This window comes from Bacillus salipaludis (genome assembly GCF_004358205.1).
This window is the reverse complement of sequence record NZ_SMYO01000006.1, coordinates 126,074-140,182: the sequence shown is the minus strand read 5'-3', so window position 1 is coordinate 140,182 and position 14,109 is coordinate 126,074. Positions and strand designations below refer to the sequence as shown.

The following is a 14,109-nucleotide window of genomic DNA, read 5'->3' as shown; positions in this document are numbered from 1 at the left end:
AAATTCATACTTTTTTCTATGCAACCCTCGTTACAATACGTTTTAATAAATGAAAAAGGTTAATAAAAGGAGAAATGTATGAAGAAGAAAACAGCAATCGTAACAGGTTCCTCGAGCGGTTTTGGTTTGTTGTCTGTGATCGAATTAGCCTTAAAGGGTTTTACAGTGATTGCAACGATGAGGGATATGACTAAATCTAAGCAACTTTTAGAATTGGCAAAAGAAAAGCAGGTAGTGGATTTCATTCATGTCCATCTCCTTGATGTGACTTTACCTGAGTCAATTAATGCGTTTAAAAGTTTTCTGTCTGAGTGGCCATCTATCGATGTGTTAGTTAACAATGCGGGTTTTGCTGTCGGGGGATTTAGTGAGGAACTCACAATCGAAGACTACCGGAAGCAATTTGAAACCAATTTCTTTGGTGTAATTGCCGTGACAAATGCCGTTCTTCCGTTTATGAGGGCAAATGGTCGAGGAAGAATTATCAATATGAGCAGCATTAGTGGTAAGTTTGGATTTCCGGGGTTATCTTCCTATTCAGCCTCAAAACATGCGCTTGAAGGTTATAGTGAGAGCTTGAGGCTCGAGCTTAAACCTTTAGGAATTGATGTGTCGCTAATAGAACCTGGTTCCTATCAAACGAATATTTGGACAAGTGTGGATGACTTGATGGTCGATATTGATTCCCCTTATGCTACTTATATGAAAAGTATCTTGAAAGAAATTGAAAGTGGAAAAGCGGATTATGGAGATCCGATGGAAGTTGCAAAACTAGTTGCGGAAATTGCTACCCAAGTCAAGTCGCCTAAACTAAGATACCCAATTGGAAAAGGTGTAAAATCAAACTTGTTTTTGAAGAATATTCTTCCGTGGGAAAAACTTGAAACGTTTATTGTTAAGAAACTTAAACAGTAGAAACTAGCCGTTTTGAAGGACAAAATTTGTGAGGGACATAGAGAATGCCCATAAAAGGGGGCCCAGTTCATTTTGTCCCTCTAAAAATTCATCTCTCCCCAACAATTCGTCCGGGATGTGTATACACATTCAATGACCCATTGCGGATAAATCCGATTGTGGTAATGCCCAAATCCTCTGCCAGCTGGAGGGCAAGTTCCGTTGGCGCTGATTTTGACAGAATCACTTCGCAGCCAATTTTTGCAACCTTTAATAAAATTTCCGAAGAGATCCTGCCGCTAAAAACAATTATTTTATCAGCAACAGAGACATTATTTTTCAAACAATATCCGTAAATTTTATCCAGAGCATTATGTCTTCCAATGTCCGTTCTACTCAAAACAATGCCATCATCATCACATAATGCAGCCGTGTGTGCCCCACCAGTTTCTTGAAAAATAACGGCAGCATTCTCCAATTCTTCAATAAACCGGAAACAATCGTGAACAGATACACTTACATGATAGTGGTCATCCATTTTCTTCGCAGTCATCGCATCATTCACGAAAACAAACCCCTGCCGGCTATTCCCACAACAGGAAGTTATAAAGCGCTTACCTTGAAGCTTTTGATAATAAGGATTTATTTTTGAGGTTTCGATGTGGACGATACCCTCTTTTTCCTGAATCCACATGTTGTCAATCTCTTCATATTGGCGAATAACCCCTTCAGCTGCGAGAAAACCCACGACCATATCCTCGATGTACTCCGGAGTACACACAAGTGTTACAAATTCCTCGCCATTAATTTTTACCGTTACGGGAAATTCCGTTACGATGCTGTCCGATACATTCGTGAAACGCCCATTCTTAAACTGGAGAATCTCTCGTTGATTTTTAACTAGATTCATACGCACTTCCCCCTATGAAGATATGTTTTTATCAAACACAAAAACAGATACGGCAATATCTTCTTTAACCTTAATATCTGAAAAAAGATGAACTAATTTAGCGCCAACGACCTCTTCTAAGCCTTCTGGAAGATTCTCAGAATAAACCTTTTGAATCATTTTTGTTCTAGCCATATGCACCATTTCCGTCCCATCCGGTGATTGGCATATAAACTTTTCGGTTGGAGTCAAATTGCCATAGAGTGTAGAAATTGCCATGTTTTCTGTAAATACCGTATGAATTCTTTCCGGGCCTTTTCCAAACAAATCTTTACGAAGCTTGCGAATAATATCATTAAACTCATGAATTACTTTTGACATTTTACAATCCTCCGGTGCTTCCAAACATTTATTAAAATATTAATTGATTCGTTTTTAAAAATAAAGAGAAACTTACTGGAGAGAAATTAAAATATTGCGATTTTTTATGATTACCACTATAATAATAGTGTCATTGATGGACTCGATATATTGATTGTATGGAGTCTTTCTATTTTTATTTAAAAATTGGATTGGTCTAATATCGCAAGAACTGCTATTAAACTACTCCACCATGCAAACATACTGCCCGGAACGAACAGGCAGCTGTGTTCGTGGTGGAGTTTTTTATTTTTCTTTATAAGGAGGTCAAACATGAACGACAAAATGATTACCGTCAAAATCAATAATCAAAGCTATACAGCAAAGCAAGGTTCAACCATTCTAGAAATCATCAATCAAAATGAAATTCCCCATCCGCAAGTTTGCTATGTTCCAGAGGTGGATCCGATTCAAACCTGCGATACCTGTATCGTCGAAGTCGATGGAATGCTAGTTCGCTCTTGTTCGACTACAATTTCAAATGGGATGGACATTTCACTTTCTTCCCCGCGTGCGAAGAATGCGCAAACGGAGGCAATGGATCGGCTGTTAGAAAACCACTTGCTCTACTGTACCGTTTGCGATAACAATAATGGTAACTGTAAAGTACATAACACCGTTGATTTAATGGAAATCGAGCACCAAAAGTATCCCTACACTCCAAAGGCAGATATGAATGCCGTTGATATGTCCCACCCATTTTATCGCTATGACCCGAATCAATGTATTGCTTGTGGACAATGTGTTGAGGTATGTCAAAACCTCCAAGTAAATGAAACCCTTTCCATTGATTGGGAGGCAGAGCGGCCTCGGGTTCTTTGGGACAATGGCGTCAATATCAATGACTCCTCCTGTGTCAGCTGTGGTCAATGCGTCACCATTTGTCCTTGTAATGCCTTAATGGAAAAATCGATGCTCGGTGAGGCAGGTTTTATGAGCGGAATGAACCAAGGCCTGCTGACATCGATGATTGATTTAGTCAAAGAGGTAGAACCTGGTTACTCTGGTATTCTAGCTGTCTCAGAAGCAGAAGCTGCCATGCGCGATACACGTACAAAAAAGACCAAAACCGTTTGTACCTTTTGCGGGGTGGGCTGTACGTTTGAGGTCTGGACAAAAGACAGAAAGATTCTTAAAATCCAGCCTTCTCATGATGCACCCGTTAACGCCATTTCAACCTGCATTAAAGGGAAATTCGGCTGGGATTTTGTTAATAGCAACGAACGGATTACAAATCCATTAATTCGTAAAAATGGCGAATTTGTTGAATCTACTTGGGAAGAAGCACTCGCCCTCGTGGCAAACAAGCTAGCATCCATTCAAGAAGAAAATGGGCCAGGTTCCATTGGTTTTGTCTCCTCTTCCAAAATAACCAACGAAGAAAATTATTTAATGCAAAAGCTGGCAAGGCAAGTATTTAAGACAAACAATGTCGACAACTGCTCGCGCTATTGCCAGTCTCCTGCAACGGACGGTTTATTCCGGACTGTTGGGATGGGCGGTGATGCCGGAACAATTCAGGATATTGCAAAAGCTGGTTTGGTCATCATTGTCGGCGCTAATCCAGCAGAAGGCCATCCAGTCTTGGCAACCCGAATAAAGCGTGCCCATAAACTTCACGGTCAAAAATTAATCGTGGCCGATCTGCGTAAAAACGAAATGGCCGAGCGCTCGGATATTTTTATCAGCCCGAAACAAGGGACAGACCAAGTATGGCTTATGGCTGTAACCAAATATCTTATTGACCAAGGCTGGCATGACCAACAATTTATTGAGGAAAACGTTAATTTCTTTGATGATTTTAAAATCGCACTTGAAAAATACACGCTGGAATATGCCGAAGAAACCACTGGAATTTCAAAGAAAACACTGATTAGAGTGGCGGAAATGATCCGCGATTCGGACGGAACCTGTATTCTTTGGGGCATGGGTGTTACCCAAAACAAAGGCGGTTCTGAAACTTCCGCTGCAATTTCTAATTTGCTGCTTGCAACAGGAAACTATCGCCGTCCTGGCGCCGGGGCCTACCCTCTCCGCGGACACAACAATGTTCAAGGAGCATGTGATATGGGAACACTACCGGGATGGCTTCCAGGATATCAGCATGTAACCGATGAGGCTGCACGGACGAAATTTGAGAAAGCCTACGGTGTCATGATTGATGGATTACCTGGCCTTGACAGCATTCAAATGTTGAAAGCCGTTAAACAAGGTAGAATGAAAGCCCTGTACTTGGTTGGCGAAGATATGGCGCTCGTAGATGCAAATGCGAATCATGTTCACGACGCGTTAGCAAGCCTTGATTTCTTTGTAGTGCAAGATCTATTTTTCTCCAGAACGGCTCAATATGCGGATGTTATTTTGCCAGCGGCGCCTTCTCTTGAAAAAGAAGGAACCTTCACGAATACCGAACGGCGTGTTCAACGTTTATACCAAGTATTACCAACACTTGGCGAATCAAAGCCAGATTGGTGGATTATCCAAGAAATTGCCAATCGCTTAGGAGCACATTGGAACTACAGTCATCCAAGTGAAATTTTTGCCGAAATGGCCAGCCTCTCCCCTCTTTTCAGTCAAGCAAATTATACTGACCTTGATGGCTGGAACAGTTTCCTTTGGGGAAGCAATGATGGGGTTAGCACACCGCTTCTGTATGTAGATGGTTTTAATTTTCCAGATAAAAAAGCTCGTTTCTCGCTGTCTGATTGGGTTGCTCCTGAGGAGTTTCCGGATGAATATGATCTTCATATCAACAATGGCCGGATGCTTGAGCATTTCCATGAGGGGAATTTAACAAATAAATCTTTTGGAATCCAGGCAAAAGTCCCTCAAATTTTTGTAGAGGTGTCACCGGAGCTTGCGAAAGACCGAGGGGTTCAGGACGGTTCCATTGTCCGCCTTGTTTCACCTTTTGGTGCACTAAAATTACCGGCACTTGTTACGGACCGGGTGAAAGCAAATGAATTATATTTGCCGATGAATTCAACGGAAAAGGACTCTGCCATAAACTTTTTAATCGGTACAACAACTGATTTACGAACGAATACACCTGCTTATAAACAAATGAAGGTGCGGATGGAGCTGATTCGTGAAGAGGGAAAAAATCCACTTCCAAATACAAACCCGCGAAATAAACAACGGAATCCGCAAGCTGGGGTAGAGGTTCAGCGTAAATGGAATCGCCCAGGGTATGTTCATTTAACAGATTAACAAGGAGGTAGTTTTTAGGTGGCACAGCCCATTACGATGATAAAAAAAGAAATTCCAACGAAGGAAGAGCTTGAAAGTGAAAAATTAGGAAACTTGCAAGCGCAGTTAGCTGAAAAAGATGAAGCTTTGAAAAAGCTTATGGATTTAGTTGGGGAACTTAATGAGAGTGGAATGCTAGATTCGGCTAATGCTATGCTTCAGGCAAAAGAAAAGATCGCTGAAATTGCACTCCATCAAGTGAACCGAGAGCCCGTTACGAATTTTATCAATAACTTCATGAGCGCATCGATGGCGTTTACCGATTTTCAACCAGAACAGACTAAGAAGCTGATTAGCGGTTTAGCAGCAGGGATTGATGAAGGAACGGAGTTTGTTCAGACTAATAAAAAAATTGGGGTTTTCGATCTCATGAAGGCCTTGAATGACCCGGATATCAATCGTGCAGTGGGATTTGGGATTCACTTTTTAAAAGGCATGGGAAAGAGTTTAAAGGAATCGTAAAATAATAGAATTCAGCTTATGTTTTAATGAAAAAACTTGCTGCAACTGTCCAAAATGACTTTATGCTGCAAGTTTTTTCTTTTTCAATCATGGATTTTTTATTGTAAGGTTTACATTTCTTCTTACTTTAATGGTAATCACCCCAAGACACAGAACCATTGAAACAAAGATGATGATCCCTACAATTTCAAAATCCAGTTCCACCATTGGGAAGAAAAACGTAAAGGCTTCATAAAAGGAAACACCATAGGCCAGAGCAACAATTATCCATCCCATCACTCGAGAAGCCGACTGCCCCAACCGATTCGATTGATTGACCATACGGAAGGCAACGAATGAGTCAATTGTATCCGTAACCATCATGCCAACCATAAAGACGATTCCGAGGATAAAAGGCATATATTTTCCTGAATTTCCAGCTGCGATGGCCCACATGGATGTTTGGCTTACCGTATCCGCAGCCATTGCAAATAATCCGCCAATTAGGATAACGATAAAGGGATTGGTCGTTTCCTTTACAGCACGCGGGAGGAACTTCCCTTTTATTCCACTTACCTGAAAATTTTTATCCGATTTTGTGTTTGACAATAGATTATAGACATTTAATGTACCAATACTAAAAAGTGACAATACCGATATCCAGGTCACAAATGTATCAACATAAGCCGGGATCTTAAAATCCTTTATAAAAATACCTAGAATTACGGCAACACTTGCCACAACAAATCCATGTCCAAAAGAAAAGAGTGTCCCTACCCAGCGGGCAATCGGACTATTCATACGCAGATTATAACGTGTTAACCCATCAATACAGGCTAGGTGGTCGGCATCCAAGCCATGCCGCAGCCCCAGAACAAATACAAGTAAAATTAATGAAACAGTTTCCATTGATAATCTCCTTATGTTACTTATTAAAATAATGTTAGAATCGGATTTTTAACTATATCAGACATTTGCCTCGATAAATCTGAAATTACCTCGTTTTGATTTGGTAGATTTCCATCTAGTAAAATTCCCATAACTGTTCCACTATGGGCAACAACAATCCCACCCTGATAGTCTTGGGCTAGTTTTTCAAATTCATAAAAAAATGGTTTTGGTAAGATTTTTTGATTCACACGTGCGCTCAGAGTAGTTGCTTTACTAATCAAGGAAAAATCCCGTCTCCCAAACCCTTCCCGAATCAATTCGTATGCTTGTATAAAAATCGCATGATCTTGTTGTTTATATTCTTTTTCTATATGATTAAATTGAACTGTATCAACTTCTCCCCCAAAATCGATTCCAACGAGATGAAATGAAGGAAGCGTCCCAAAGCCTTCAATCAGTTCTCCATGAATATAGTCATAAGCAACGACCTCATCATACATGACTCCATCGGTTGGCTCGACTTGTGCCGCTATGCTTGAGATCATTTCTTTTGTTATAGGGAGTGAGTAACTATCAGCAATAGCCCTTATAGCCGCGACAATATCAGCGGAACTGCTCGCCATTCCTTTACCGGAAGGAATATTGGACCGAATATCTAGGCTGCCGCCGAGAGGCAAATCAAACTGTTGCATCAGCAATTTTCCTGCTTTCAATACCTTTACTTTTGGATCCCCCATTGTCATTTCAGAACCTCTGGGATTCGGGATAAAAACAGCCTCACTTTTCAAATTCGGGATGGGAAACGTGATTAAAAAGTGTTTTTCATCGATTATTCCCTGAACGAGTTCTCCAAATGTTCCGTGACAACTTCCCTTTCCTATTCTCATTTAGAAAGCTCCCATACACCTAATCTACTAATTCTTTTTTTTACATCCAAACTGTTTTTTCTTGATAGGATGTTCGAGCTGGTACCTTGATTTTTTTTACGGCTTCATCATCTGGGTACCCAATAAAAAGATTACCGATTATTTTTTTGTTTTTCGGTGAACCAATAAAGCTATACATCCGGTTATCACCTACTAGTCCTACACCCCTTGTTCTCCAAACAAAACCCAATCCCAATTCTCTTGCTGCAAGCCACATGGAATGAATCGCACAGCATACCGCGTACTCATTGTCCCGTGATGCCTCCTCATCCCCTGGTACCATGTCGGCTGTCACAACGATGTGAACTGGTGTCGTCTTCAATACCTTTAAAGAACTCTCTACTAAATGGGGCTTGGTTGAAAACCGCTCTTGCAAATATTCAGTTGCCATAATTTCATAACGTTTTTTGGCTTCTCCTTTTATTACATAAAAGCTCCACGGTTCTCTCATTCGATCATTTGGGGCCCATGTTGCTGCATCTAATAGTGTGTTAATTTTTTCATCTTCGACATCTTTTTGGGCATAATCCCGAATGGCTCTCCGATTTTTAATTTCTGCAATTATCGACATTCTACTCTCTCCCAGCAATCACTTCGATTTTTTCTTCCTGTTCTTGAAACCATTTTATTTTTTCACGAACCCCAACAACTTCACCAACTAACACAATGGCAGGATGTGTTATACCAGCCTTAGAAGCAAGTTCTTCTATATTTTCTAAGTTTCCAGTAAGTGTCCTCTGGAGTGCTGTTGTACCCCATTGAATAATGGCTGCTGGAGTAAGAGGGTTTTTCCCATGTTCGATTAATTGAGTGCAAATATAATTTATGTTCCCGATTCCCATATAAAAGGCGATGGTATCAATCCCTTTGGCAAGTGCTGACCAATTCAAATGATCTTCTTCCTTCTCTGCCCGTCCGTGTCCGGTAACGATTGCAAACGAAGATGCATAATCGCGATGCGTAACGGGAATTCCTGCATAGGCAGGGGCAGCGATTCCAGAAGTAATTCCTGGCACAATTTCGTATTGTATTTCATGACTAGCTAACACTTCCGCTTCTTCCCCAACACGGCCAAATATGCATGGGTCGCCACCTTTTAATCTGACAACAATCTTTCCTTCAGATGCTTTTTCAATCAAGAGCTCATGAATTTGGTCTTGAATGATTTGATGTTTTCCTGGAAGCTTTCCGCAAAAAATAAGCTCTGCCCCCTCTTTTGCATATTGCAACAGGGCCTCATTCACTAAACGATCATATAAAATTACATCCGCTTTTTGGATGCACTCCACCCCATAAACAGTAATGAGCTTCGGGTCTCCTGGTCCTGCACCTACAAGATACACTTTTCCTTTTTTCATGTCCGATCACCTCATTATTCCTTTGATATTCCTGCAGATCTAAAAGTGGCCATTTCTTTCAGCATTAATGTGGCTGATTGTAAAATTGGAAAGGCTACAGCTGCACCGCTTCCTTCGCCTAAACGTAAATCAAGATCAAGAATAGGCTCTTTTCCCAGTAACTGTAGGGCTTTTTTGTGTCCTGGTTCAACTGAACGATGCCCAGCAATCATATAATCACTCGCTGTGCTGCAAATTTCTTTTGCCAATAGTGCTGATATCGTACAAATAAACCCATCTAAAAGAATCGGAACTCGGTTTGCCGCTGCTGCTAACATCGCCCCCGTCATTCCTGCGATTTCCAATCCACCCAATTTTGCCAAAATATCAATGGGATCGTTCCGGTCAGGTTGTCTTTCTTCTAATGCTTGTTCAATCACTTCTTGCTTATGGATAACCTTTTCTGGAGCAATTCCAGTACCCCTGCCGACAAGCTCTTTGACCTCTTCACCGCTTAATACCGCTAAAATCGCACTGCTTGGAGTCGTATTACCGATCCCCATTTCACCTAGAATTAAGCATTTGCTTCCTTGTTGAATCATGTTTTCGGCTCTTTCAAAACCAACCGCAATCGCTTTTTCTACCTCTATTTTTGTCAGGGCATCCTGTTTGCAAAAATTCGCTGTGCCATACCTTACTTTCCGATTTACTACACCATCTGCTTCAATATCTGCTGCAACTCCGATATCCACCACTTCAAAGGCAGCGCCGATTTGTTTGCTAAAGACATTGATGGCCGCACCGCTGTTTAAAAAGTTCATAACCATTTGTACAGTAACTTCCTGCGGAAAAGCGGATACCCCTTCTTCAATTACACCGTGGTCCGCCGCAAACACAATCACCCCAGGCGGTGTTACACTAGGAAATGGTTCTGAGGTCATTTCTGCCAGCAGAACGGCCAATTCTTCTAATCTCCCTAAACTCCCCGGTGGTTTCGTTAAGGTATCAATATATTCACGAACCCTTTGACCCGCTTCTTGATCTAACGGCTGGGCCTTGGAAATGGTATCAATCATTGTGATATCCTCCTGTTTTGAAACTCCTTACATTTCTTAATCCAGTTTTCTACCAAGCGAGGACAAGATCCAAAATGGAAGTGAGTATAACCCGCAATTAAATTCCCGTGCATATACCCCTCTTGTTTGAAGCCGCGCATTGCCTTTGTTTGATAGGCATGCTGAATTTCCTTGGTTGGCTGAAAGGTTGAATAATGAAACTCATGTCCCCTTGCTGTCAAATTCCCCTCTAAAAGGAAATTTCCTTCTTCCGGTGTAATTTCACGATATCCTAAGGCTGCCAACCTTGATTGCATTTTCACCTTGCCCGGGATGACTCCAACCATTTCATAGGTTTTTTCATCCGTAGTTTCAATCGACTCGGTTAAATACATGAAGCCGCCGCACTCAGCCAATGTTGGTATGCCCTTTTCAATGGCTGTCCGAATCGATTGTTTGACCTCTGTTTTCTCTTGAAGATCGGCAGCAAATTCTTCTGGAAATCCGCCGCCTATGTATAAACCGTCCATATTGTCCGGAATCGTTTCACCCTTTAACGGAGAAAATTCTATTAACTCTGCCCCAAATGCCTCTAACAATTCAAAGTTTTCCTGATAATAAAAATTGAATGCAGCATCTCTAGCAACGGCGATTCGTATTTTATTCTTTTCCCTTCTCTTAAACTGCGATTCCTTTATTTCCAAAGGAGAAGCTTTTGCTACTTCATAGAGGGCTTCCACATCGATTGTTTCAAGAACCAAGTCACCAAGTTGATTAAAAAACGAATCTAGTTCTCCCCGTTCCACTGATGGGATTAAGCCAAGATGCCGCTCAGGGATAGCAAAATGGGAGTCCTTTTGTAAATACCCAAGGACCGGTATGCCACATTCTTGTTCAATGGCTGTTTTAACGATTTTGTAATGCCCCTCACTGCCAACCCGATTGGCGATCACACCGACAATATTAGCTTCTTCTAAAAATACTTGAAATCCTTTTACAATGGCGGCAGCACTTCGGGCCATACTGGAACAATTGACGACAAGGACTACTGGACTTTCCGAAATGATACTGATTTCTGCAGTAGAACCACGATTATTCATTGGGTTTTTACCGTCATAAAAGCCCATTACACCTTCAATAATCGAAATATCCGCTCCATAACTTGCCCGGATCACAATCTCTTTTACCATCTCGTGTTCCAGCATCCAGCTGTCAATATTTCTGGATATTCTCCCTGTAACTGCCGTATGGTATGTCGGGTCAATATAATCTGGTCCACATTTAAACCCTTGAACGATATAACCCTTTTTTCTTAATGCCGACATCAGCCCGATTGTTAAGGTTGTTTTTCCAACCCCGCTGCCTGTTCCGGCAATGACAAGTCTGCGACTAGACATGAAATCCCCTCCCTAACTTAATATGGAATGATTGCAACGGAAATCGTTACATTTCCTGATTTCTTTTTGACCAGCTCTAATTTTTCTGCACCGCTATACAATAATGCGGCGGGTTCACTCACCCCATATGCACCTGTATATTTAAAAACAGTTTCTGATGGCATTTCCATTTTAACTGAATTTAGTTCTGCAGGTGTAAAATAGATAAACTCCCAATTGTTTTTACTCGCAACTTCAAGCAACCCGGATTCATCTTTTTTTATATCTATCGTGCAAACGGCTTTAACGCTTTTTTTCGAAAACTGTAATTCCTTCAATGTTTCTTCAATAACAGCTTCTATTTCCTCTGTTGTTGTCCCGCGGTTACAGCCGATACCAAGGACAATTACTTTAGGGCGATATAACACTCCATTATGTAAGATTAAATTTTCTTCTTCCGAGAGCTTCCGATGTGTAATGACCAGAGCGGCATCCAGTCCCGCTTTCAAGGCTCCATCAATTGAATCGTAAACCTTAATATTTTCCGGAATGGAAGGTCCATAATGCCACCATTCTTTCTCCCCTGACTCTTGGACGACTGCAATCTTTTCTTCATTCACGACTGCAGCACTAACAGGGGTCAGCTTTTCTGAGGAGTCCCATACCCAGCCAAACCGTTTCCCAAACAAATCAACTGGAATCGTTCCCTGTACATCAGAAGCGGTGGTTATAATCGGACGTGCTTTTAAAGCAGCAGCTACCTCTTTGGTTAATTCATTGGCACCGCCAATGTGCCCTGACAAGACGCTGATTACATGTTCCCCTTTATCGTCAATGACAACCACACCGGGGTCGGTTTTCTTATCCTTTAATAGTGGCGCAATCATTCGGACAACTGCACCCAGCGAAATAATAATAATAAGTCCCTGATAAGCTTGGAAAAGGGATGGAAGCAGCAGGCGGACACTTCCGGTAAACATTTGAATGCCCTTCGCCGCTTCATCCCCTTTTTCAAATTTGCCCATATAGTAGACATCTGCATTTTGAAAAGAAGACCCAAGCTTTCGTGCCAGTTCAACACCATGCTTGGTGATGGCAACTATCGCATAATTACCCTTCTGCTCAATTGCAGACACTTTTTCTTCTTGAAGCTCAATCATTTAGACTCCCCCCCCGGCGGAATCCGTGCGTAAAGGTTTTATCGTAGAGCTTCGAACGGTAATTTTGGTCATGGATGTTTTCATCAAGTGCCCAACCCGCTAAAATCATTGCCTGTTTTCGAATCCCGTTTGCCCGCATATCTTCATCTAAATGTTCCAAGGTGGACCTGACAATTTTTTCATCCGGCCAAGATGCCTTATAAACGACAGCAACCGGAGTATCCTTGCTCCAACCTGCCTCTGTCAATTCCTTTACCAGCTTTTTTGTTAAGGTCGCACTTAAGAAAAGAGCGATTGTACAATGATGTTTTGCTAAATCGGCAAGCTTTTCACGTTCCGGTACAGGAGTCCTGCCTTCGGCCCTTGTTAAAATGAGGGTTTGCGTTAAATCAGGAATCGTCAATTCGGCCTGCGCCGCTGCCGCTGCTGCAAACACGGAGCTGACACCGGGAACAATCTCAACTTCAATTCCTTTCTTTTTCAAAAGCACCATTTGCTCCATTATGGCACCATATACAGCCGGGTCCCCGGTGTGAACACGAACCACCTTTTTCCCTTGATGAATTCGACTCACCATGATATCAACCATTTCCTCCAAATGCATACCTGCCGTTTTCATTACTTCTGCAGAAGGTTTTGCTTTGGCAATTAATTCTTCGTTAACTAATGAATCTGCATACAGAACCACATCTGCTTCCTGAAGGTGTTGAAGTCCTTTAACTGTGATTAAATCCGGGTCTCCGGGGCCTGCCCCAACGATGTATAGCTTCATTTTCTCACCACCATTAATGTTAAGTATTCAAGCTCTGCTCCTTCAAGCTCGTCAGCCCTCCAAATAATCTCTTCATTTGATGTTACCTTTGTGACAACGGAGGCTTTGTGAACTAAGTCCAAATCTCGTAATACCTCAAGCATTCGATCGATTACTTTTGCTACTTTAATAAAAATAACACAATCATTGTCCTCAATTACTTTTTTCATGGTTTCATAGTCATCACGAGCCGGAACGATTGCCACATGCTCGTCACCGTCGGCTAAAGGAATTCCCAGCCTTGAAGCCGCTCCATTTATCGAAGAGATTCCCGGGACAACTTCAATGGGTACTTCCGGATGTGTCTCTTGCATTAACCGCATCATATGTATAAAGGTACTGTATAAAAGTGGATCTCCTTCCGTTACAAAGGCTACATCTTTTCCTTCCCGAAGCTTCTCCCAAACACTTTCCACGGTTTCAGTCCATTTTCTTTCCAATGTAGCTGAATCTTTTGTCATCGGGAACACAAGTCCCAGCATTTCTTTTTCATGAGGCTGAAAATAAACATCGATTATGCGATGTGCATAGCTTTTACTGCCTTTTTGTTTTTTTGGATAGGCAATAACAGGTGATTCTTTTAATTTTCGAAATGCTTTCACGGTGATGAGCTCCGGGTCCCCCGGGCCAACTCCTAAGCCGTATAATGTACCAAGCATC

14 protein-coding genes are annotated in these 14,109 nt (G+C 41.7%); 3 read left to right on the top strand and 11 right to left on the bottom strand.

All coding sequences use genetic code 11. From position 1 onward, the window contains the following. Positions 1-78 precede the first annotated feature (78 nt). Complete coding sequence (locus E2K98_RS13805) at positions 79-915, top strand: SDR family oxidoreductase (RefSeq protein WP_133334998.1); 837 nt, start codon at positions 79-81, stop codon at positions 913-915. An 88-nt stretch (positions 916-1,003) separates the two neighbouring features. Here E2K98_RS13805 and fdhD read toward each other — a convergent pair whose 3' ends face one another. Then, complete coding sequence (fdhD, locus tag E2K98_RS13800) at positions 1,004-1,804, bottom strand: formate dehydrogenase accessory sulfurtransferase FdhD (protein WP_133334996.1); 801 nt, start codon at positions 1,802-1,804, stop codon at positions 1,004-1,006. Positions 1,805-1,816: 12 nt separating this feature from the next. Then, positions 1,817-2,164 carry a DUF2294 domain-containing protein gene (locus tag E2K98_RS13795; RefSeq protein ID WP_026576231.1) on the bottom strand — a complete coding sequence of 116 codons (348 nt, stop codon included), beginning with the start codon at positions 2,162-2,164 and terminating at the stop codon, positions 1,817-1,819. A 312-nt stretch (positions 2,165-2,476) separates the two neighbouring features. Between E2K98_RS13795 and fdhF the strand changes: the two genes are divergently transcribed. Both fdhF and E2K98_RS13785 read left to right on the top strand, forming a co-directional pair. Further along, positions 2,477-5,413 carry a formate dehydrogenase subunit alpha gene (fdhF, locus tag E2K98_RS13790; RefSeq protein ID WP_133334994.1) on the top strand — a complete coding sequence of 979 codons (2,937 nt, stop codon included), beginning with the start codon at positions 2,477-2,479 and terminating at the stop codon, positions 5,411-5,413. 18 nt (positions 5,414-5,431) lie between these two features. Next, a complete protein-coding gene (locus E2K98_RS13785) occupies positions 5,432-5,914 on the top strand; it encodes a DUF1641 domain-containing protein (protein ID WP_133334992.1) in 483 nt (160 codons plus the stop codon). Between the two features lie 87 nt (positions 5,915-6,001). On the opposite strand, the gene E2K98_RS13780 is transcribed toward E2K98_RS13785, so the two are convergent. Genes E2K98_RS13780 through cobI form a run of 9 tightly spaced genes read right to left on the bottom strand, consistent with a single transcriptional unit; the run spans position 6,002 to position 14,108 of the window. Then, positions 6,002-6,802 (bottom strand): HoxN/HupN/NixA family nickel/cobalt transporter, encoded by an 801-nt coding sequence (locus tag E2K98_RS13780; RefSeq protein WP_133334990.1) that lies wholly within the window; start codon positions 6,800-6,802, stop codon positions 6,002-6,004. 23 nt (positions 6,803-6,825) lie between these two features. After that, a complete protein-coding gene (locus tag E2K98_RS13775; RefSeq protein WP_133334988.1) occupies positions 6,826-7,671 on the bottom strand; it encodes a GHMP family kinase ATP-binding protein in 846 nt (281 codons plus the stop codon). A gap of 40 nt (positions 7,672-7,711) precedes the next feature. Then, positions 7,712-8,281: a nitroreductase family protein gene (locus E2K98_RS13770; RefSeq protein WP_133334986.1), complete on the bottom strand. Its 570-nt coding sequence runs from the start codon at positions 8,279-8,281 to the stop codon at positions 7,712-7,714. 1 nt (position 8,282) lies between these two features. Beyond that, positions 8,283-9,068, bottom strand: a complete 786-nt coding sequence (gene cobA / locus E2K98_RS13765; protein WP_133334984.1) for a uroporphyrinogen-III C-methyltransferase — start codon at positions 9,066-9,068, stop codon at positions 8,283-8,285. 14 nt (positions 9,069-9,082) lie between these two features. Then, the gene (gene cobT / locus E2K98_RS13760; RefSeq protein WP_133334982.1) at positions 9,083-10,123 is read right to left on the bottom strand and encodes a nicotinate-nucleotide--dimethylbenzimidazole phosphoribosyltransferase; all 1,041 of its coding nucleotides are present in this window, start codon (positions 10,121-10,123) and stop codon (positions 9,083-9,085) included. Further along, positions 10,120-11,499, bottom strand: coding sequence for a cobyrinate a,c-diamide synthase (locus E2K98_RS13755; RefSeq protein WP_133334980.1), 1,380 nt, complete (start codon positions 11,497-11,499; stop codon positions 10,120-10,122). Before E2K98_RS13755 ends, cobT begins: the two co-directional genes overlap by 4 nt. A gap of 17 nt (positions 11,500-11,516) precedes the next feature. Continuing rightward, positions 11,517-12,638, bottom strand: a complete 1,122-nt coding sequence (locus E2K98_RS13750; RefSeq protein ID WP_133334978.1) for a cobalt-precorrin 5A hydrolase — start codon at positions 12,636-12,638, stop codon at positions 11,517-11,519. Beyond that, positions 12,631-13,410 (bottom strand): precorrin-4 C(11)-methyltransferase, encoded by a 780-nt coding sequence (gene cobM / locus E2K98_RS13745; protein WP_133334976.1) that lies wholly within the window; start codon positions 13,408-13,410, stop codon positions 12,631-12,633. The genes E2K98_RS13750 and cobM overlap by 8 nt, the downstream gene beginning before the upstream one ends. Beyond that, positions 13,407-14,108 carry a precorrin-2 C(20)-methyltransferase gene (gene cobI, locus E2K98_RS13740; protein ID WP_133334974.1) on the bottom strand — a complete coding sequence of 234 codons (702 nt, stop codon included), beginning with the start codon at positions 14,106-14,108 and terminating at the stop codon, positions 13,407-13,409. The genes cobM and cobI overlap by 4 nt, the downstream gene beginning before the upstream one ends. Position 14,109 lies beyond the last annotated feature (1 nt).